The sequence below is a fragment of the Hoeflea marina genome, from assembly GCF_003182275.1.
Classification (GTDB): Bacteria; Pseudomonadota; Alphaproteobacteria; order Rhizobiales; family Rhizobiaceae; genus Hoeflea; species Hoeflea marina.
The window spans coordinates 374,758-392,519 of the sequence record NZ_QGTR01000004.1; the positions used below are offsets into that span (position 1 = coordinate 374,758).

At 65.4% G+C, this 17,762-nt stretch carries 15 protein-coding genes and 1 tRNA gene; 6 read left to right on the forward strand and 10 right to left on the reverse strand.

From position 1 onward, the window contains the following. Positions 1–39: 39 nt before the first annotated feature. Complete coding sequence (locus DFR52_RS17180; RefSeq protein ID WP_110033225.1) at positions 40–906, reverse strand: helix-turn-helix transcriptional regulator; 867 nt, start codon at positions 904–906, stop codon at positions 40–42. Between the two features lie 258 nt (positions 907–1,164). On the opposite strand from DFR52_RS17180, the gene DFR52_RS17185 reads away from it, so the two are divergent. The 3 genes from DFR52_RS17185 (at position 1,165) to DFR52_RS17205 (ending at position 4,855) form a co-directional block, all read left to right on the forward strand. Next, on the forward strand, positions 1,165–2,151 hold the full coding sequence (locus tag DFR52_RS17185) for a GlxA family transcriptional regulator (protein WP_110033226.1): 987 nt from the start codon (positions 1,165–1,167) through the stop codon (positions 2,149–2,151). Between the two features lie 304 nt (positions 2,152–2,455). Further along, positions 2,456–2,833, forward strand: coding sequence for a hypothetical protein (locus DFR52_RS17195; RefSeq protein WP_110033228.1), 378 nt, complete (start codon positions 2,456–2,458; stop codon positions 2,831–2,833). A 231-nt stretch (positions 2,834–3,064) separates the two neighbouring features. After that, a complete protein-coding gene (locus DFR52_RS17205) occupies positions 3,065–4,855 on the forward strand; it encodes a putative bifunctional diguanylate cyclase/phosphodiesterase (protein ID WP_245415382.1) in 1,791 nt (596 codons plus the stop codon). Positions 4,856–5,028: 173 nt separating this feature from the next. On the opposite strand, the gene DFR52_RS17210 is transcribed toward DFR52_RS17205, so the two are convergent. The 6 genes from DFR52_RS17210 to DFR52_RS24730 form a co-directional block, all read right to left on the reverse strand. Beyond that, positions 5,029–5,104, reverse strand: a tRNA-Lys gene (locus tag DFR52_RS17210). A 165-nt stretch (positions 5,105–5,269) separates the two neighbouring features. Next, the gene (locus DFR52_RS17215; protein ID WP_110033229.1) at positions 5,270–6,196 is read right to left on the reverse strand and encodes a PhzF family phenazine biosynthesis protein; all 927 of its coding nucleotides are present in this window, start codon (positions 6,194–6,196) and stop codon (positions 5,270–5,272) included. Between the two features lie 210 nt (positions 6,197–6,406). Next, the gene (locus DFR52_RS17220) at positions 6,407–7,114 is read right to left on the reverse strand and encodes an NUDIX hydrolase (RefSeq protein ID WP_110033230.1); all 708 of its coding nucleotides are present in this window, start codon (positions 7,112–7,114) and stop codon (positions 6,407–6,409) included. Positions 7,115–7,125: 11 nt separating this feature from the next. Next, positions 7,126–8,232: an endonuclease/exonuclease/phosphatase family protein gene (locus tag DFR52_RS17225; protein ID WP_110033231.1), complete on the reverse strand. Its 1,107-nt coding sequence runs from the start codon at positions 8,230–8,232 to the stop codon at positions 7,126–7,128. Positions 8,233–8,365: 133 nt separating this feature from the next. Then, positions 8,366–9,400, reverse strand: coding sequence for a hypothetical protein (locus tag DFR52_RS17230; protein WP_110033232.1), 1,035 nt, complete (start codon positions 9,398–9,400; stop codon positions 8,366–8,368). 165 nt (positions 9,401–9,565) lie between these two features. Then, complete coding sequence (locus DFR52_RS24730) at positions 9,566–12,760, reverse strand: peptidoglycan-binding protein (RefSeq protein ID WP_210205861.1); 3,195 nt, start codon at positions 12,758–12,760, stop codon at positions 9,566–9,568. 413 nt (positions 12,761–13,173) lie between these two features. Here DFR52_RS24730 and DFR52_RS17240 point away from each other — a divergent pair, with 413 nt between their 5' ends. Then, on the forward strand, positions 13,174–13,428 hold the full coding sequence (locus tag DFR52_RS17240) for a hypothetical protein (protein ID WP_146215627.1): 255 nt from the start codon (positions 13,174–13,176) through the stop codon (positions 13,426–13,428). 54 nt (positions 13,429–13,482) lie between these two features. On the opposite strand, the gene DFR52_RS17245 is transcribed toward DFR52_RS17240, so the two are convergent. Then, positions 13,483–14,172, reverse strand: a complete 690-nt coding sequence (locus tag DFR52_RS17245; RefSeq protein WP_110033234.1) for an FKBP-type peptidyl-prolyl cis-trans isomerase — start codon at positions 14,170–14,172, stop codon at positions 13,483–13,485. A gap of 209 nt (positions 14,173–14,381) precedes the next feature. Then, positions 14,382–15,635, reverse strand: coding sequence for an aminotransferase-like domain-containing protein (locus DFR52_RS17250; RefSeq protein ID WP_110033436.1), 1,254 nt, complete (start codon positions 15,633–15,635; stop codon positions 14,382–14,384). Between the two features lie 246 nt (positions 15,636–15,881). Here DFR52_RS17250 and DFR52_RS17255 point away from each other — a divergent pair, with 246 nt between their 5' ends. Next, entirely contained in the window at positions 15,882–16,601 is a 720-nt protein-coding gene (locus DFR52_RS17255; RefSeq protein ID WP_110033235.1) for a hypothetical protein, read from the forward strand. Positions 16,602–16,623: 22 nt separating this feature from the next. On the opposite strand, the gene DFR52_RS17260 is transcribed toward DFR52_RS17255, so the two are convergent. Further along, a complete protein-coding gene (locus DFR52_RS17260) occupies positions 16,624–16,815 on the reverse strand; it encodes a hypothetical protein (RefSeq protein WP_110033236.1) in 192 nt (63 codons plus the stop codon). A gap of 333 nt (positions 16,816–17,148) precedes the next feature. Between DFR52_RS17260 and DFR52_RS17265 the strand changes: the two genes are divergently transcribed. Then, positions 17,149–17,643, forward strand: a complete 495-nt coding sequence (locus DFR52_RS17265) for a DUF992 domain-containing protein (protein WP_110033237.1) — start codon at positions 17,149–17,151, stop codon at positions 17,641–17,643. The last annotated feature ends 119 nt before the right edge of the window (positions 17,644–17,762 follow it).

The window sequence follows — 17,762 nt, forward strand, 5'->3', positions numbered from 1 at the left end:
CGGGGGGCGCGATCGGGCGATACCGCCGCGTATCAGACCTTACCGAGGAGTCTCAAAATCCTCAGCCGAGAGGCGGCTTACACTGCGGAAGATGCTCGGCGAGGAGCCGGCATGATCGTGGAAGAAGCGCGAGAAATGCGCAGGTACGGAAAAGCCGAGTTGATCGCCGATCGCCGCGAAGTTCTGCGTTCCGTCGGCGACGGCCGCAACCGCCTTTTCCAGGCGCTGCACGTTGAGGAAGACCCGCGGTGTCACCCCGATCGAGGTCTCGAACAGCCTAAAGAAATGCGCCCGCGACAGGCCGACGCCGGTCGCGAGAAGATCGAGATCGGCGATCTCGCCCGGTGCCGCCTTCATGCGCTCGACGGCCTTGCGGATGCGGAAATCAACCCGATGGCGCGAGGCGAGGTCACGGATCGAATTCGGCACCGCCCGCCAGTCCGCGAAGCGTTCGATGACGGCAACCATCAGTTCGCCAAGAAGCACCTCGTGCTTGTCGGCACTGTTCGGCTCCTGCACCATGGCCTCCGCAAGCATGTCTGCGTGCGTGCGGATGTCGCGGGTGATCGAGCCAACATTGGAGGCGAAGAAGTCGGGCGCGTGGCTCGCCGACCAGTTCGGCCGGAAATGACCGAGCCACTGCGGTTCAATATAGAGCGCAAGGATGACTGTCTTCGGCCGCGTCGGTTCGTGCGCATAGGCATGCGGTTCCCAGGCGTTGATGAGAACAGCGCTTTCGTCCGTGAGCGGCACGAGCCTGTCGCGCACCGAAAACTGCGTGTCGGCTCCCTCGACCTTCAACAGCACATGGCAATGCGGGTGCGCGTGCCGCACCAGAGGCCGATCCATATCCAGCAGCGCCACCCTCCCGAAGCGGCCACGTGCGATGCGAAGTGCAATCGACATTGCTCATATATTAATCAATTTTTGGAAATTACAAGCCCGGGATGGATCAGCCATCAAGGCCCGTGCCTGCAGCAGCCCGTCCGGTCGACGGTTCAGAACAGTCAAGACGCTCTCTCCATTGCACCGTTCGCCCGCTGGACCGCGATCATTTGACTTTGACGATCTGGTAGCGCTGTGCGACCGTCGCCGGAACAGACAGGTGTCGGCGCGCAACCTCGTCGAGAACCTTGAGTCCCTTGTGCGGTGGGAGATATCCTTGTGCGGATCGTGATCTTCGTGCCTGCCGATGTGCATTCCCTCGAACTTGCCGGGCTCATGGACGTGTTCGCAGAAGCGAACGCGCGTGCGGGCAAAATGGTCTACGAGGTTGCTATCGTCGCGGAAGACGATCGCACCATCCGCTGTGCATCGGGACTGAGGGTCCTGCCCGACTGTGCCTTTGATGCGTATCCCGGTGACCCCGATACCGTACTCGTGGCGGGGAGCGTCGGCGTTCCGAAACGTCCCGGCGGGCAGATCATCGACTGGCTGGTGGATATTGCCGGGCGGGCCCGGCGCTACGGCTCCGTCTGCACAGGGGCATTCGTGCTCGGCGAGGCTGGCCTGCTCAAGGGCCGGCGCGTGACCACGCACTGGCAGTACGCAACCCTGCTTGCCGAGCGCTTCCCCGAGGGACGGGTGGAAGGCGACCGGGTCTTTGTCCGTGACGGCGCGATGATCACCTCGGCCGGATCCAGTGCTGCGATCGATCTGGGTCTTTCCCTCGTCGAGGAGGATCTCGGCCGGGAGGTGGCACTCTACGTCGCTCGCCGGCTCGTCGTCTTTCTAAAGCGGCCCGGCGACCAGTCCCAGTTCAGCGTGCATCTGGCCGCGCAGGCGAGCGACCGCAGCCGTCTGCACAGCGTCCAGCAATTCGTGCTCAACCATCCCGCGGCCGACCTCTCGGTCACCGCCCTGGCGAAGATCGCGGCGATGAGCCCGCGCAACTTCACGCGGGTCTTTTCCCAGGAGATCGGCATCTCGCCGTCCGAATATGTCGACCTCACGCGGATCGACGTTGCCCGCTTCCTTCTGGAAGGGAGCCGCTTGCCGATCGCATCGATTGCGGAGAGAAGTGGGTTCGGGTCGGCACGTGCGTTGCGCCGCGCCTTCGTCGCGCATGTGGGCGTGACGCCGTCCGATTATCGCGATCGCTTCCGGACGTCCGGGGACGGAGCAAGGAGCAGTTTGTCCGAAAACGGCTGACGGTTGTCCTGAAACCGCCCCGGCTGTGGGTTGCCCGGTTTTGGGCAGCCATCCATGCTCCCTGTCATGGAAGAAATCAGAAACCTCATGCCGTTGGACTTCATCAAGCGCGATGACGTTGTCGCCCGGCTTCACGTCATCGAGCGGGCACAGATAGTCGAACTGGCAAGAACTGCCGGGGAACATGACGGAGGCAATTCTCATCGTACCACCTGCCGAAGGGATCGCGAGCGTTACGACGCCGACACGCCAGGGACCAAGTCAGATGACATTTCACAAGAGCATGTCTTCTCGTAGGAACTACTTGACGAAACTGGCCTTTGAGCAGGAATCCCGCAACTGGGTGCGGCGCAGTTGCAATGTTCTCGTCCATGTGCTCTTCACGCTCAAGGGAGTGCGGCAGGTGAGCCAGGCCCAGTTGCGCGTCCTCGACATCTCGGAGAACGGCTTGATGGCCACCAGCCATCGCCATGACATTCCGGACCATTTCTTCATCTCGATCGGCGACCGCCAGTATCATATCGGCTGCGCGGTCGTGCACCGCGAGAACGGCGTGCTGCATGTCCGCTTCATCCGCGAGCAGCCGACCGTGTTCATCAATGTCTTCGCCTCGCTGGCCGATCCCTTCGCTCTGCTCGAGGAGATCCGCCCCGCCCTCTACGGCCTCGAAGGCCTCGCCTGAGGCGGGAGGGCGCCTGGGACGGCAGCGGCCGCAGCCCCGGAGCAATCGCCACGCGCAATGCGCCGCGCATTTGTTTTGCATGTGGGAGTGACGCCGTCCGATTATCGCGATCGCTTCCGGACATCCGGCGACGGAGCAAGGCGTAGTTTGTCCGAAAACGGCTGACGGTTGTCCTGGAAGCGCCCCGGCTTTGGGTTGCCCGGTTTCGGGCCGCCGTCCATGCTCCCTGTCATGGAAGAAATCAGAAATCTCATGCCGGCGGACTTCATCAAGCGCGTGCCGAGCATCGCCGGCGACGGGCTGGCCGATACCGATTCGATCCGGTCCATACTTCCCACGCTGGTCGAGGAACTGAGCGACGGGATCGCCATCGGGCAGCGTTCGGGGGCCAATTCGCCTTTGCTCTACGTCAACAAGTCCTTCGAACGCCTGACGGGTTATGCCCGTCATGAGGTCATCGGCAAGGACTGCCGCTATTTGCAGGGCAATGAACGCGACCAGCCGGAGATCGCGCGCATTCGCGCCGCGATCGAGGCGGCGGAGCCCGTGGATGCGACGCTGCGCAACTACCGCAAGGACGGATCGGAGTTCTGGAACAGTCTCAGTCTCAGACCGGCCTGGGTTGGCGACGCGCTGCTCTATGTCGCCATCCTGCGCGACGTCTCGTCGATCCGCCAGACGCACATCGCGCTGGACCGGGTCGCAAACCTGGACGGGCTTACCGGCTGCCTGAACCGTCAATCGTTTCTCCTGACCGCCGACGAACGTTTCGCAACGCAGGCCGAGGCGCTGCTTCTGGTCGTGAAGCTGGATGTGATCGACTTTCACGATCTCAACACTGGTTACGGGTTCGAAGTCGGGGATGCCCTGCTTTGCGAAACCGGGCGGCGTCTCAGGGACCTGGGCGCCGCGCTGGTGGCCCGGATGGGCGCGAACGAGTTCGCCCTGGCCTTCCAGCTCCCGGATGAACAGAGCGCCGACGCCATCGTCTCAATGGTCACCGCCCTGCTTGCCGCGGACTTCGTCGTGGCCGGCGCCAATGTCTCGCTGCGGTTCGCCATCGGCTACGCGATCGGCAAGCCTGTGGGCGGCACCCTGTCCCTGATCCGGAATGCGGGCACCGCCCTCTGGGCAGCCAAGTCCGATCCGCTTGGCGGGCCGCGCCGGTTTCGCGACTCAGACGACGAGCAAGCCCGTCGTCGCTTGCGCATGACGCGCGAATTGAAGTCCGCGGTCGCCAACAATGAATTCGTGTATCATTTCCAGCCCCAGGTGGACCTTGTCACCGGCGAGTGGCTGGGCGCTGAAGCGCTGATCCGCTGGAACCATCCCCTGTTCGGAAGCCAGCTTCCCGGCAGGTTCATCGAGACAGCCGAGCGATCGGGGTTGCTGCTCGAACTGACCGAACGAAGCCTGACTACGGTCACGACGTTCGCCAGGCGCATCAACGCCCACCGCCACAAGCCGCTCCGCTTTTCGGTCAACGTGTCCGCAGGCGAATTTCTGCGCCACGACATGGCCGAACTGCTGGACCGCATCCTGCGTCAGACCGGCGCGGACCCTGCATGGCTCACTCTCGAGATCACCGAAAGCATGTTCCTGAGCGACACGCCCGGCGTCATCGACGCATTCGAGCGGCTGCGGCGGATCGGCGTCGGGCTTTCGGTGGACGATTTCGGCACGGGCTATTCGAACCTGCGATCGCTCGAACGGTTTCCGGTGACCGAGATCAAGATAGACCGCACCTTTGTGAGCGAACTCGCCACGGCGCCGTCCAAAAGGGTGATCGTCCGCGCCATCATCGAACTCGGGCGCGCCCTGGGCCTGACTGTGGTCGCAGAGGGAGTGGAAACAGAAGCCCAGCGGGCCATGCTTTCCGAAATGGGCTGCCCGGTCGGCCAGGGCTACCTGTTCGGAGTCCCGACCGATGAAGAAAGCTTCGCCGCAAGCCTGGAGCGGCAAGCCACAGGGGGAACGGACGCAGCCGCACCCGCCCCCGGGATCGTCGACGCCAAGACATGAGCCTCGGCGCTACCTGGATGGCCTTATCAGCGCCGGACCAGCAAGAACCCTGCTTTTCTGAAAACACCAACCGCGCGCGCCTCAAGCCCTGTAACCCTGAGGTTACCCATCCGCAGGGTCACCGTCAGGCTCAAAACCGAGGCAAGCAAAGCCCTTGATTTCATTGAAAAAGATGGTGGGCGCGCACGGGCTCGAACCGTGGACCCGCTGATTAAGAGTCAGCTGCTCTACCAACTGAGCTACGCGCCCCACCTGTTCCGCGAAGGGAACGAGGGGGCGTATAGACCGGATGAACTGGCTTGTCCAGAAGCAAAATCCGCTCATTTCGATTCCGCCCGCGAAGAGCCCGCAAAGCCTTGGGACCGCGCCGGAAATTATCGGGCACCGCCCTCCCCGCCCGGCCGGCCGGACCCGTCAGAGCGTCAGTCGGCCGCTGGCGATCCGCACCGCCTGGCCGCCGATGCGGGCCTTGCTGATCTTGCCTCCGGCGCAGTCGAGATGCAGGTGGATGTGCGAGGGCCGTCCCATTTCGACGCCCTGCTCGATCATCAATGCCAGATGCCCGTCGCGGACGCCGTCGAAATGGTGGATCGCCCCCGACATCGCCGCAACCGCCGATCCTGTCGCCGGATCCTCGACCGTGCCCTCCTCCGACGCGAACATGCGGGCATGGAAGGCGGCGTCGTGGTGCACGCCGCCGCGGCAATAGACATAGGCGTGCGCCAGCTGGCCGTCGCCCATCGGCGCGATGTTCTGCCACAGCGCCGCATTGCACTCCACCCGGGCTGCCACCGATAGGTCGTGCACCGGCACGAGCACGAAGGGCACGCCGGCGCTCCAGAGCGAGACGACGTGGTTCTCGAAGCCGATCTCGTGGGCGGACAGGCCGAGCGCCTCCCCGACTTCGGCGCTCGTCAGCGGCGCCTGCAGCCGCCGCGACAGCCTGGGCAGGTCGAACTCGGCAAATCCGGGTTCGCCCGAGACCAGCCTGGTGGCGCAGCGCACCGGGCCGATGACCTCGTCGAGCATCATCACCAGGTCGGCGTCGGCCGCGACCTCCCCCTTCTCGACCATCCTCTCGCCCAGCGCCACCGCGGTGCCCACCGTCGGATGGCCGGCGAACGGCATCTCGCGGGCGGGCGTGAAGATGCGCAGCCGCGCGGTATGGCCGGGATTGTCCGAGCCCAGCACGAACACCGTCTCCGACAGGTTGAACTCGCGCGCCAGCATCGCCATCCGGGCGTCGCTCAGCCCGTCGGCGCCGAACACCACCGCCAGCGGATTGCCTTCGAGCCGCGTGCCGGTGAACACGTCATAGATCGCGTAGTGGTAACTGGTCATGTCCGCCCCTCGGCTCCGTTCCGGCGCGGTCGCACCGGGTGTGGCCGGCATCCTAACCCAATCCGGGGTCCTGCCAATGCCCGACTTCGCCTCGATGCCGATCAGGTTAATGAGTGCCGCCCGAAAGTGTGCAGCGGTTTCGGGATCACGACATGCATGATCACAAAGAGCTAAAGCCCATCGCGTGAATCTGAATTCACGCGATGGGCTTTAGCGAAACTGAAACCGGATCATCGCCCGCATGTGGGCGGGCACCGCCCCGGTGATCTGGCCGGCGTTGCGGAAGACGACGGCGGCGTCGGCCTCGGGCTCGGCCTCCGAGGCGATGTGCGCCTCGATGGCCGCGGCGATCTCCGCGGCCGTCCGGTCGAAATGATAGCGGCGGAACACCGTGACGCGGTGGCCCCGGCGCCAGCCGGTGAGCTGCGGCTCGGCGCGCGCATGGGCAAGATCCAGTCCGGTCTCCTCGGCCATCTCGCGCGCCATGTTGCCCTCCACATCGCAGACACCGTCGCGGATGTCGGCGAGATCGAGCGAACCGCCGGGCGAGACGATGCGGCCCGCGCCGGCCGTCCTTTGCGCCATGCGGATGAGCACCAGCGCCTGGTCGGAGGAGACGATCACCGGCGATCCGAACAGGTGCCAGATGTCGGCCTCGGCCGGCTGGGCCTCGAGCCAGTGCAGCAGCACCGCATAAGGCACCGCGTGGCTGATGCCGGTGATGCCGCCGCCCTGCATGGCCAGGCCCCGATGCATGATCACCGTGCCGTTGTAGAGGAACGGCCGCTCGACCCGTTCGCGCGCCCACAGCGCCTCGACCGCGTCGCGCTCGGCCAGTTGCCAGGGATGCGGCCCCTCGGCCAGGCGCAGCGTCACGTGGTCGAGCGGAACGAAGCTGTCTTCGGCAAACATCGCCATGCGGTCATCTTTCATCTGAGCAGGATCTGCAGCGCTACCGGACAATGGTCCGACGCCTTCGGCCGGTCCCAGCCGGTGCGCGGATAGCGCTCGACCTCCTGGCCGGGTGGAAACAGGGTCCGCCAGGGCTGCCCGGCACGCACGATGTCCGGACGCTCGGCGGCTCCGATGCGGTCGAGCGCGGGCGACAGCAGGATGTAGTCGAGCTGGCAGAGATGTCGCTCGGCGGGACCGCGGGTGTGGTAGAGCGTCCAGCGGTCGAGGACCGGCCGCCGTTCCACCGCATTGACGGCAAAGCCGTCGGCCAGCAGCACATCGAGCGAACTGAGCTTCTCCGTGACCGGCTCGAACGCATGGCCGTTGCGGCGGTCGCCGCTAATCACCAGCTTCTCGCGGTAATCGTTGAAATCGCCGCAGATCACGAAGCGCGTCTCGCCTGCGCGCTCGCCGAAGCGGTCGGTGATGATGCGCCTGAGCGCGCGGGCTTCGGCCATGCGCACCGGCATGGTGTAGCTGCGGCCGTCGACGTCGCCGCGATCCGATCCCATCGACTTGAAATGCACCACATAGATCGTCAGCGGCTTGCCGCCGATGCGCACGTCGATCTCCAGGCAGTCGCGCTTGAAGATGCGGTCCGACGGCCTGGCCAGCTCCGCCAGCTCGGGCCGGTAGAGGCCGAACGCCTCGTAGGTGACATGCGCATGGCTGGTCATGGCGACGAACTCGATCGGCGCGCCGTCGCGCGTCCGCTCGCGCATCATCACCGCCACGTTGATGCCGCGCGAATCGTTGCCGTCGAGCATGTATTTGTGCCGGTAGCCGGCGCCCATCATCTTGAACAGATAGCCGTATTCGAAGCGGTGCAGGGTATCGAGGTTCTCCACCTCCTGCAGGCAGAGAATGTCGGCGTCAGCCTCGGCGATGGCCTGGCCGGTCATCTGCCGTGTGTCGTCGGTGAGCGAGATGGCGCGCGCAATCTCCATCTGCCGGTACTGCGCCTCGTCGACGGCCTCGTAGAGCTGGCTCACCCGGTCCTGGCGCAGTTCGTTGCGGAAGCCGGAGAAATCGAAGCGGCTGAGCAGGTTCTCGGCATTGAAGGTGGCTATGCGGACGGACATCGGCGGTGTTGCTCCTGCACGCCACAGCCAGGACGGTCCCGACGCACGCCAGCAGCCTATGCAGGCGCGCCGCACGGGGCAAGGCCAATCGGGGGTTAGCGCCCGCCGCGAAACGCGGGGCGGGGTGTCCTGCCTATCGCGTCTGCCCGACGGCGAAACACGGATAGTAGCTCGCCGGATCGGTCGCCGCGGCGGCACACTGGTCGAACTGGCTGAGTTCGCTTTCCTCCGAATAGAGCACATAGGGGTCGGCGAGCATGCGGCCGGTGAGATCGGCGGAATTTCCCCAGCGGTCGATCTGGCCCTCGACCTCCGGGCTCAAGGCCAGGAAGGCCGCGCGCAATTTCTCGCCCTCGATGAAGTTGTCGGGCAACTGGTCGAAGGGGCCGTCGAAATAGGTGTTGAGTTCGGTCTGCGCCGCGGCGACGCCGACCAGGATCCAGCGATCGAGATAGCGGTCGCGGTACCAGGCAAAGCCGGTGCGCAGCCCGAGCCGGATCTGGCTTGAAACCTGCGATTCGACATAGGTCTCCGCCGGGCTGGTCTCGTCGAGCACGTAGACGAACATCTCGAGATCCGCGTTCCACATCAGCAGCATCGGCACGCCGGATTCATCGAACACGGGACCGATGAACTCCTCGCCCGCCGCCATCATGCCCTGCGCCGGCCGGACACCGCGCAGGTCATTGAGATGGAACACCACCGTCCTGCCCCGGGCCGTGACCGCATAATCCAGATCGCCGGTCTTCTTCACCCCGACGCCGAGTTCGGCGCTGTAGGCCAGATGACCCGAGACCGGCTGCTGGTCGAAGCCGTTGTTCTCGGAGAAATAGGCGAAGTGGATGACGCCCGTGTCGCGATCGGCGACATCGAGCCGGAAGTTGCCGGCATAGGGGACGCCGCCGTGAATGAACTTGAAGTAATAGTAGTTCTCGGTCGGATAGACCGTCACCTCGCCGGGCAGCTGGTCGAACACATAGGCAAAGGCCTCGTCGATCTTGGCGACATCGAAACCGGCAGCGGCGCGAATCTCGTCGATATAGGCCTCGTTGGTGTGGATCGGATTGTCGGCGGCGGCGGGCGACGCGGCAAGGCAGGCCACGGCCAGCATGAGTGTCCCGGCAGCGGCATTGGCCGCCCTGGCAAGGGTCAGGATCGAAGGCGACATGGTGTACTCCGTCTGATCGGAATGGAATGGTGACGGGCCGGGACTGAAGCGCATCGCATGAATTGAGATTGACGCGATGCGCTCCAAGGTCTTTTTTTCTCGCATTGTCCTGCGACGAAGCGACGTTCACCTCGTCTGCAAATGCTCCGGCCCCGGCCCGGATGATCACTGCTTGGGTGCAAGCAGCAGCGGATTGATCCGGATGACCGCCCCGTTGCCGTCGGGCGGCGGCACGACGGGCACCTGCACCTTCTGGGCCGAAATGATCTTGTCGTGAGGCGAGCCAGTCTTCAGATGTGACTGCGCCTTGGTGTGGCGCGGCGCCAGCTTCTGGATCGACTGGACCTTGTTGTGCGGCGACCCAGTCTTCAGGTGCGACTGCGCCTTGGTGTGGACGGGCTGCAGCTTCTGATTGGACAGGATCTTGTTGTGCGGAGAGCCCGCCTTCAGGTGCGACTGCTGTTTGTTGTGCGGAGAGCCCGCCTTCAGATGCGACTGCAGCTTGTTGTGCGGTGAGCCAGTCTTCAGATGTGACTGCAGCTTGTTGTGCGGTGAGCCAGTCTTCAGATGTGACTGCAGCTTGTTGTGCGGTGAGCCGGTCTTGAGGTGCGATTGAACCTTGTTGTGCGGCGAGCCGGTCTTGAGGTGCGACTGAACCTTGTTGTGCGGCGAGCCGGTCTTGAGGTGCGACTGAACCTTGTTGTGCGGCGAGTCGGTCTTCAGATGCGACTGCAGCTTGTTGTGCGGCGACCCGGTCTTCAGATGCGACTGCAGCTTGTTGTGCGGTGAGCCGGTCTTGAGGTGCGATTGAACCTTGTTGTGCGGCGAGCCGGTCTTCAGGTGCGACTGCAGCTTGTTGTGCGGCGAGCCGGTCTTCAGGTGCGACTGCAGCTTGTTGTGCGGCGAGCCGGTCTTCAGATGCGACTGCAGCTTGTTGTGCGGCGAGCCGGTCTTCAGATGCGACTGCAGCTTGTTGTGCGGCGAGCCGGTCTTCAGATGCGACTGAACCTTGTTGTGCGGAGAGCCGGTCTTGAGATGCGACCGCCACTTCGTGTGCACCGGCAGCGGATCGCCGGTGACCACGTCATGGCAGTCGCTGTCGTTGGATCCATCGAGATCACCGGGGACACCTGCGTATCCCGGCGACAGCAGCGCCGCGGTCTCCTCGTCCATCTCGCCGGTCGGCTCAAGGCCGTTGTCGGACTGGAACTCGGCCAGCGCCGACAGCGTGCGGGAGCCGATGACGCCGTCGATCGGACCGGGGTCATAACCGAGCAGGGACAGCGCGACCTGCACCGAGCGCACGTCGTAGCCGCCTTCGGCCGTGTAGAGCCAGGTGACGCTGGCGCAATTGGTCAAGATATCGGAGCGGTAATTTCCCGGCACGGTCACCGTCACCACCAGATCGGTCGCCTCTCCGACGCCGAGCTTGAGCTCGCTGATGCCGCAATGGATGCCGCCCGCAAACTCGAAGCACTGCCAGCCGTCGCCGGAGAATCCCGACAGCGGCGCGTCGAAAGGCTCGACGTCGTCCCAGAGATTGACCGGTCCGGAGAACTCGGCCGGGCCGTTGTTGGTGATCGTCAGCGTGAAGGAACAGCCGGTTCCGGCGAGGCATGTGACCGGACCCGACTTGTCGATCTCGAGATCATACCCCTCAAGCGAAGCCGGCGCCGCCGCGGGGGCGCCGCGCAGGACCTCGACATCGCCGATCCTCGTGGCATCGTCCTTGAGCGCCTGGATGCGGTCAGGCGACCCCGAAGCGCCGAGATTGTCGTCGAGGTCGATCAGGTAGGAGGCCAGCATCGCGTCGGCGGGATAGGGATCGCCGCCCTCCGGATAAGGTTGACGGGCGCCGGGCGGATCGACGTCCACCGTGGCCGCGGCGGGCGTGCCCTGCAGACCGTGCACCTGGGAGTCGTCGGAACGGCCGCCGGCCGGATCGGCGCAGGGTCCGTCGGGAGAGCAGAGGGCATCTCCGGTCATCCACACCGAGCCCGCAGGCCGGGCGAAATCCGCCGCCCCCGTCGCGTCATAGCCGTAGCCGAAATCGACCCCGCCCGATGCATTGGCGCGCAGGAACGGCTGGCCATCGGCCTTGCGGTCATAAAAGCCGACATCGTGACGGCCCTGGGGCATCCACAGGCCGGTGTCGGCCAGAGAGTAGCGCAGCACCCGAGCGCCATGCGGCACGGCAAAGGGTTGCGGAGCATCGAGGCCGAGATTGCGCACCGCTCCGCGCTCGCCCACCAACATCACCCCCTCGTCGGAGATGGCGAGGTCCGGCACCGACGCCGGCGCCGAGGCATCGACCGGGCCTGGCAGCACCAGTTCGCGGCGGATGTCGGTCCGATCGAAATCGCCGCCGTCCGACAGTGCCACCGACCAGATGGAGTTGCTCGCCTCCTCGCTGTCGCCGGTCCACTCCGGATTGCCCAATCCGTTTGCCGCGGAGACGGCGTAGTAGAGGCGCGTCTTGCCGGAGACCGGATCGGAGAACGCCGCCAGCCCCCACACGCGGCGGCGGAAATCGGCATAGTTCCAGCAGGACGGCGTGGCGTCGAACCGCGCGGGTGCGCCGGCTTCGTCCGTGCAGTCCGACAGCCGCGCCTCCGTCCCGGGATCAAACGCCACCGCGGCGAGGCTCTGCCGGTTGCCGCTGTCGGCGTCGAGAAAGGACGGCCGGCCCTCGGCGCCGTGATCGAAATGACCAAGATCCTCGCCTTCGGCGCTGAGCCTGTGGATCATGCCCGTCTCGAGGTCCGAGACAAAAATCTGCCGGTGCCCCGGATCGAAGGCGACATCGCCCAGGCCGGCGCCGGTGTTCTGCCGACCGTCGAGCGTGATCGTCGCCAGCAGCTCCGGCGCATAGCCATTGCCGCCGTTGAGCCGGTAGAGGCCGCCGGGACCGCCCTCGCCCCATTGGCCGGGCAGCCAGTCGCTGCCGTCATCAAACCGGTGCAGTCCGAAGGCGGAGGTGGCGGCCATGAGCACATTGACCGGCGAGCCGGTGTCGAAGGCAACGCCGAACACCTGGCCGACCTCTGCGGCGGTGACCCGCATCCTCTGCGGCTCGTCCGCCCAGTGGCGTCCGTCGGCGGCAAAGCCGGGACTGCGCAGATCGACGAGGCTGCCGACCACGCCATCCTGGTCGATCAGCGGCAGGCGCGTGCCGTCGCCGAGGGTGATGTCGATGCTGCCGGAAAAGCGGGTGGCGAAGGCCTCGCCGGGACGGATCGGCTCTTCGGCCAGCGCGGCTCCGGCAAGTGCGCTGCCCGCCAGCAGCAGGGCCGCGAAGGAAGCGGGCCTGGTGGCGCGGCCGCGCCGACCGCGTCGTTGAACGGGAAGAAGGGTGGGCATGGGACTGTCCTCTTGCTCCGGACGGCAGCAACGCCAACCGCAATCACGAGATTGCAGTCCGTCCTCCCTCCGGAAACTCCTAGCCCCAATGGATGCACCATATCGCAGATTCGCGACGCGGCAAAGTGCTTCGTGCAAGGCCGCCGGACGCGTCCGGCGGAAGCGGAGTCCAAGACCCTCCGGGCTCCGGGCCGGCCGGGATTGGCGGCAGCATCCATCGCATCCGGCAGCAGGGCCAGATTCGGCATTTTCGGCTGCATGTTTTGTTAACCCGACCGGGAAGAGTATGCCCCGGAGGTTACGGGGACCGGAAGTCGGCGGCATGAGCACAGCATCACTGGCGGCGGCTGCAGGAGAGGCGCCGCAGTCCGGCGCGGCCAGTTTCGGTTCAGGCGGAAATGCGGATAATTGACGTGGCAGACACACGAGACAACGACAGACCCGGAGCAGACATCCCCGCTCCCATCGTCTGGCGGGGCATGGAAGCCCTGCTCAACGACGACCGGATTGCGGGTTATCTGATCGAAGGCACCAATCGCGGCATGAACAGGGGGCGGGTCCCCGACTGCGAACTCCATGATCCGGATTGGTGGCAGCACCACAACACGATGCTGTGCGAGCTGCTGCACCGGCTGATCGTCGAGATCAGCTGGAGCAAGGACGACTGAGGCGAACGCCGCAGGCGCCGGACCCGCTCGGAGTCCGGCGCTCAGGTCGGTCCGTTACTTGACGATGTCGAGCAGTTCGATTTCGAACACCAGCGCCGCACCGCCGGGGATTTCGCCCGCTCCCTTGTCGCCATAGGCGGTATCGGCCGGGCAGACCACCCGGATCTTGCCGCCGACCTTCATCGTCTGCACCGCTTCGGTCCAGCAGGGAATGACCTGGTCGAGGCCGAATTCAGCCGGTTCGCCGCGATCCACCGAACTGTCGAAGACATGGCCGTCGGGCAGCGTGCCGTGGTAATGCACCTTGACCTTGCTGGTGGCCGCCGGGCTTTCGCCACTGCCGGCTGTCATCTCGTTGATGATGATGCCCGACGGAGTCACGGTCGCGCCGTCTGCCTTGCCCTGTTCTTCAAGGAACCTGGCGGCTTCCGCCTTGGTGGTTGCGGCCAGCGCGTCATGCCGCGCCTGGACGAAGGGGCCGATCTTGGGGCCGTACTCCTCGAGCGCCACAGCCGGCTCGGCGCCGTTGGATGCCGCGGCGATGCCGGCCTGCACCTGCGTCAGCTCGGTCTCGGTCAGCCGGAAGGGAACCAGGTTCTTGCCCAGAGCGAGACCGATGGCGTAGAGCACCTTTTCGTCCTCGGTGGCGGGCGCGGTGTCGGCGGCATAGGCCAGGCCGGAGGAGGTAAGCACCGCGATCAGCGAGATCTGGGCTGCCAGAACGGCGGGAAATCGATATGTCATGGAAGGCTCCGAATTGGCAGCGGATCGCTCCGCGCCGGGGCAAGGGATTGACTGACCCGGTTTCCCGGGAACGGGTGGCGCGAAGCTAGCGTCGATCCAACCAGTTGGCTACGGGTCATGCCGTCCAATCTTGTCGAAGCGATGACACAATCGTCAGTCACTGAAAATTGCCGCGCGCGGCCTTCCGCAGGGAGCGGCTTCCCCGCGGTTCAGAGCTGCTGGCGCACCACCTTGCCGAGCCGTGCGATCCCCTCCTCGATCATCGCCTCCGAAGCGCAGGAGAACGACAGCCGGATGGTGTTTGCGCCCGAGCCGTCGGCGAAGAAGGCGCGGCCGGGCACGAAGGCGACGCGCGCCGTCTCCAGGCTCCTTGCCAGCAGCGCCGCGCCGTCGATCCCCTCGGGCAGCGTCACCCAGACGAACATGCCGCCGTCCGGCCTCGTCCAGCTCACGCCCTCGGGCATATGGCGCGACAGCGCCGAGAGCATGTGGTCGCGGCGGCCGCGATAGACCCCGCGAATGGTGTCCACCTGGGCGGAGAAGCCATCGCTTGCCACCGTGTGGATGGCCATCTGGTTGAGCGTCGCCGAATGCAGGTCGGCCGCCTGCTTCATCAGCACCAGCTTGGCGATGACCGGCCTGGCGGCCACCACCCAGCCGACGCGCAGGCCGGGCGCCAGCGTCTTGGAGAAGCTGCCGCAATAGATGGTGCGCGCGGCCTCGATCGAGCCGTGGCGGGCGATGTCGAGCGCCAGGATCGGCTCGATCTCCTCGCCGTCGTAGCGCAGCGACTGATAGGCCGCGTCCTCGATGACGGCGATGTCGAGGCTCTCGGCGAGATCGAGCACCCGCCCGCGTGCCGTGCGGTCAAGGGTCTCGCCTGTCGGATTGGCGAAATCGCCCGACACATAGGCGTATTTGACGCTGCCGCCGGCCGCCGCCGCCGTGGCGCGGTAGTCATCAGTGCTGCGGTTGGCAAAGGGATCGAGCCGGTCGAAGGTCGGCTCATAGGCATTGAAGGCTTGCAGGGCGCCGAGATAGGTGGGCCAGCCGACCAGCGCGGTGTCGCCCCGGGTCAGAAACAGCTTGCCGAGATAGTCCAGCGCCTGCTGCGAGCCGGACGTGATCATGATGTTGTCGATCGAGCACGCGACGCCGAGCGAGGCCATGCGCCCGACCAGCCACTCGCGCAGCGGCCGGTAGCCTTCGGAGACGGAATATTGCAGCGCCGCGCCGCGGCCGGGCCCGGTCAGCGCCCGGGTCAGCGCGGCGGAGAAGGCATCGGCGGGAAACAGGGCCGGATCGGGAATGCCGCCGGCAAACGAGATCACATCGGGCTGGTCGAGCAGCTTGAGCAGTTCGCGGATCTCCGACGCCTTCATCCGCGCTGAACGGGTGGCAAACAGCGTCGGCCAGTCCAGCCCGTCTCGCGATGCGGTTTCAACCATTGCAGCCTGCGCCATGCCCGATCCTCCGAAGATGCGATCGGACAGCATCATCATGCGGCGAAATTTAAGTCAACATTGCTGACCTATTATTCGTCGCTGCAGCGCAGCAGAACGCGGGGTTTGGGCGTGCAGAGCGCAGCAGCGACACCATGATGGCGCGAGCGGTTGCCCATTTCCCTTGCCGCAGATCCTGCTAATATCCACGCAAATTCAACAGGCGGAGGGTCAGTCGGGATGAGTGTGCTTAAACATATCGGCCTGATGGCCGCGCTGATGTTGCCGCTGCCTGCCGCGGCGGCCTGCTTCGATCTCGGCAAGGCCGAACCGCATGAACTCAGCGGCATGCTGTCTCACCGTATCTTTGCCGGACCGCCGAATTTCGAGGACGTGCAGACCGGAGACACCCCGGAGCCTGGGTACATACTCAAGCTCGAAGCACCGATCTGCCTGACCGGCGACGAGGATTTTGCAGATCCGGACTTTGCGTTTGATGAGGTGCAGTTGGTCTCGACCGACGCGACCGGCGAAGCGATGGTGGCGCTCAATGAGCAGCGTGTCCAAGTCACGCTGGCAACCCCCATCCCGGCCATGACCGGACATCACCACCGCCCACTGGTGGCCTGGGTGACAGCAATCGAGCCCGAGGACGGTGCTGCATCCGAGGGGGATGGTGGAGCGAGCACGGTTGAGGCTTTCTACCTGGCGCTCGGCAGTGGCGACGGCGCCTCCGCCGCTGGCTTCGTCATCCCGGAAAAGACCGCCAAGGGCCCCTTCTCGGCCAAGGCATTGAGCCGCTTCTATGGCGGCCTGCCCGAAAAGCTGTGGTTGATCGAACTGCGCAAGACCGGGCCGAACCGCTTCGCGGTGCGATACCGCTTCCGCAGCAGCAGCGGCACATGCGATGGCCGCGCCACGGTGACGACGGTGCAGCGAAAAGGCCGCAGCTTCATTGCCGGCATCAGGGCCGAGAACGGCTGCTGACGCCGGCACGAGCGCAAGCGGCTCAGCTTTGCATTGAAGCCTGCGTCATTGCCCCGGTGAGCAATGTCTTTGCCGCCCACAACGTCACCTCCGCGGCCCCATTGCCATCAAGCTGGTATATATCCTTGAGAACCACCACGGTTTCGATGCCGGTAAGCAGGGCCAGGGCTGGCAGCAGCTTGCGATAGACCGCCGTCGGCAGTTGCTTGCGCACCGGCTCCGGCACATCGGCAAGCCAGCCGATGCGCCGTGCGCCGCGACGCCTACCCCCGCCGCCACGCCGATGCCCCCATGAGGGTGCGGATTTCCGCCCGCCCGGGTCCAAGCGCCTGCCCCCGATTGTCCCCCGCCCCTGCCGCAAACCTAATCCCCGCTCAACGGAACGATCGGCGGATCGCGGCGTTGTGCAGGCAGACTGGATGATCAGGGGGGCGACACGATCCCCCGATCCGCCGGCCACGGCGGCGCCCTTCGCAAGCTCCAGGGTGCCGCAGCTTAGGGACGGACGCAGTCGGAGCATTTGACGTAATGATTGAAGGATACGACCATGACATTCGCAAAAACACTCATCCTCGCCTCGGCCCTGACCGCAGCCTCCGGCGCGCTGGCCGTCCAGGCAAGTGCCGCCGATCGTGTCGAGGTCGGCATGCTCGATTGCACGGTTGAAGGCGGCGTCGGCTTCGTCTTCGGCTCCAGCCGCGACCTGACCTGCACCTTCACGCCTGCCGATCCGGCCGTTCCGGCCGACACCTATGCCGGCGTGATCAACAAGTACGGTCTCGATCTTGGCGTCACCGGCACGACCCTGATCAAGTGGGCCGTCGTGTCGCCGACAGAGGCGCCGTATGCCGCCGGCGCGCTTGCCGGTGAATACAACGGAGCCCAGGCGTCGGCGTCGTTCGCAGCCGGTCTCGGCGCCAATGTGCTGGTCGGCGGTTCGAATGAATCCTTTGGCCTGCAGCCGGTCTCGATCCAGGCCCAGGACGGCGTCAACATCGCCGTCGGCGTCGCCTCGCTGACCCTGATCGGCACGCCCGGCTGATCTGAACCGACCTCCAGAGACTGGAAAGGCCGCGGGGTGCTCCGCGGCCTTTCTGCATTTGGCGCTTGAGTTCAGGCCCGGTCCGTGCGTCCTGTCCGGCTCTGCCCTGCCGCCTCACA

Coding starts and splice junctions, on each gene's coding strand:
- DFR52_RS17180 (WP_110033225.1), bottom strand. CDS start 906: ATGTCGATTGCACTTCGCATCGCACGTGGCCGCTTCGGGAGGGTGGCG.
- DFR52_RS17205 (WP_245415382.1), top strand. CDS start 3,065: ATGGAAGAAATCAGAAATCTCATGCCGGCGGACTTCATCAAGCGCGTG.
- DFR52_RS17215 (WP_110033229.1), bottom strand. CDS start 6,196: ATGACCAGTTACCACTACGCGATCTATGACGTGTTCACCGGCACGCGG.
- DFR52_RS17220 (WP_110033230.1), bottom strand. CDS start 7,114: ATGGCGATGTTTGCCGAAGACAGCTTCGTTCCGCTCGACCACGTGACG.
- DFR52_RS17225 (WP_110033231.1), bottom strand. CDS start 8,232: ATGTCCGTCCGCATAGCCACCTTCAATGCCGAGAACCTGCTCAGCCGC.
- DFR52_RS17230 (WP_110033232.1), bottom strand. CDS start 9,400: ATGTCGCCTTCGATCCTGACCCTTGCCAGGGCGGCCAATGCCGCTGCC.
- DFR52_RS24730 (WP_210205861.1), bottom strand. CDS start 12,760: ATGCCCACCCTTCTTCCCGTTCAACGACGCGGTCGGCGCGGCCGCGCC.
- DFR52_RS17245 (WP_110033234.1), bottom strand. CDS start 14,172: ATGACATATCGATTTCCCGCCGTTCTGGCAGCCCAGATCTCGCTGATC.
- DFR52_RS17250 (WP_110033436.1), bottom strand. CDS start 15,635: ATGGCGCAGGCTGCAATGGTTGAAACCGCATCGCGAGACGGGCTGGAC.
- DFR52_RS17255 (WP_110033235.1), top strand. CDS start 15,882: ATGGCCGCGCTGATGTTGCCGCTGCCTGCCGCGGCGGCCTGCTTCGAT.
- DFR52_RS17265 (WP_110033237.1), top strand. CDS start 17,149: ATGACATTCGCAAAAACACTCATCCTCGCCTCGGCCCTGACCGCAGCC.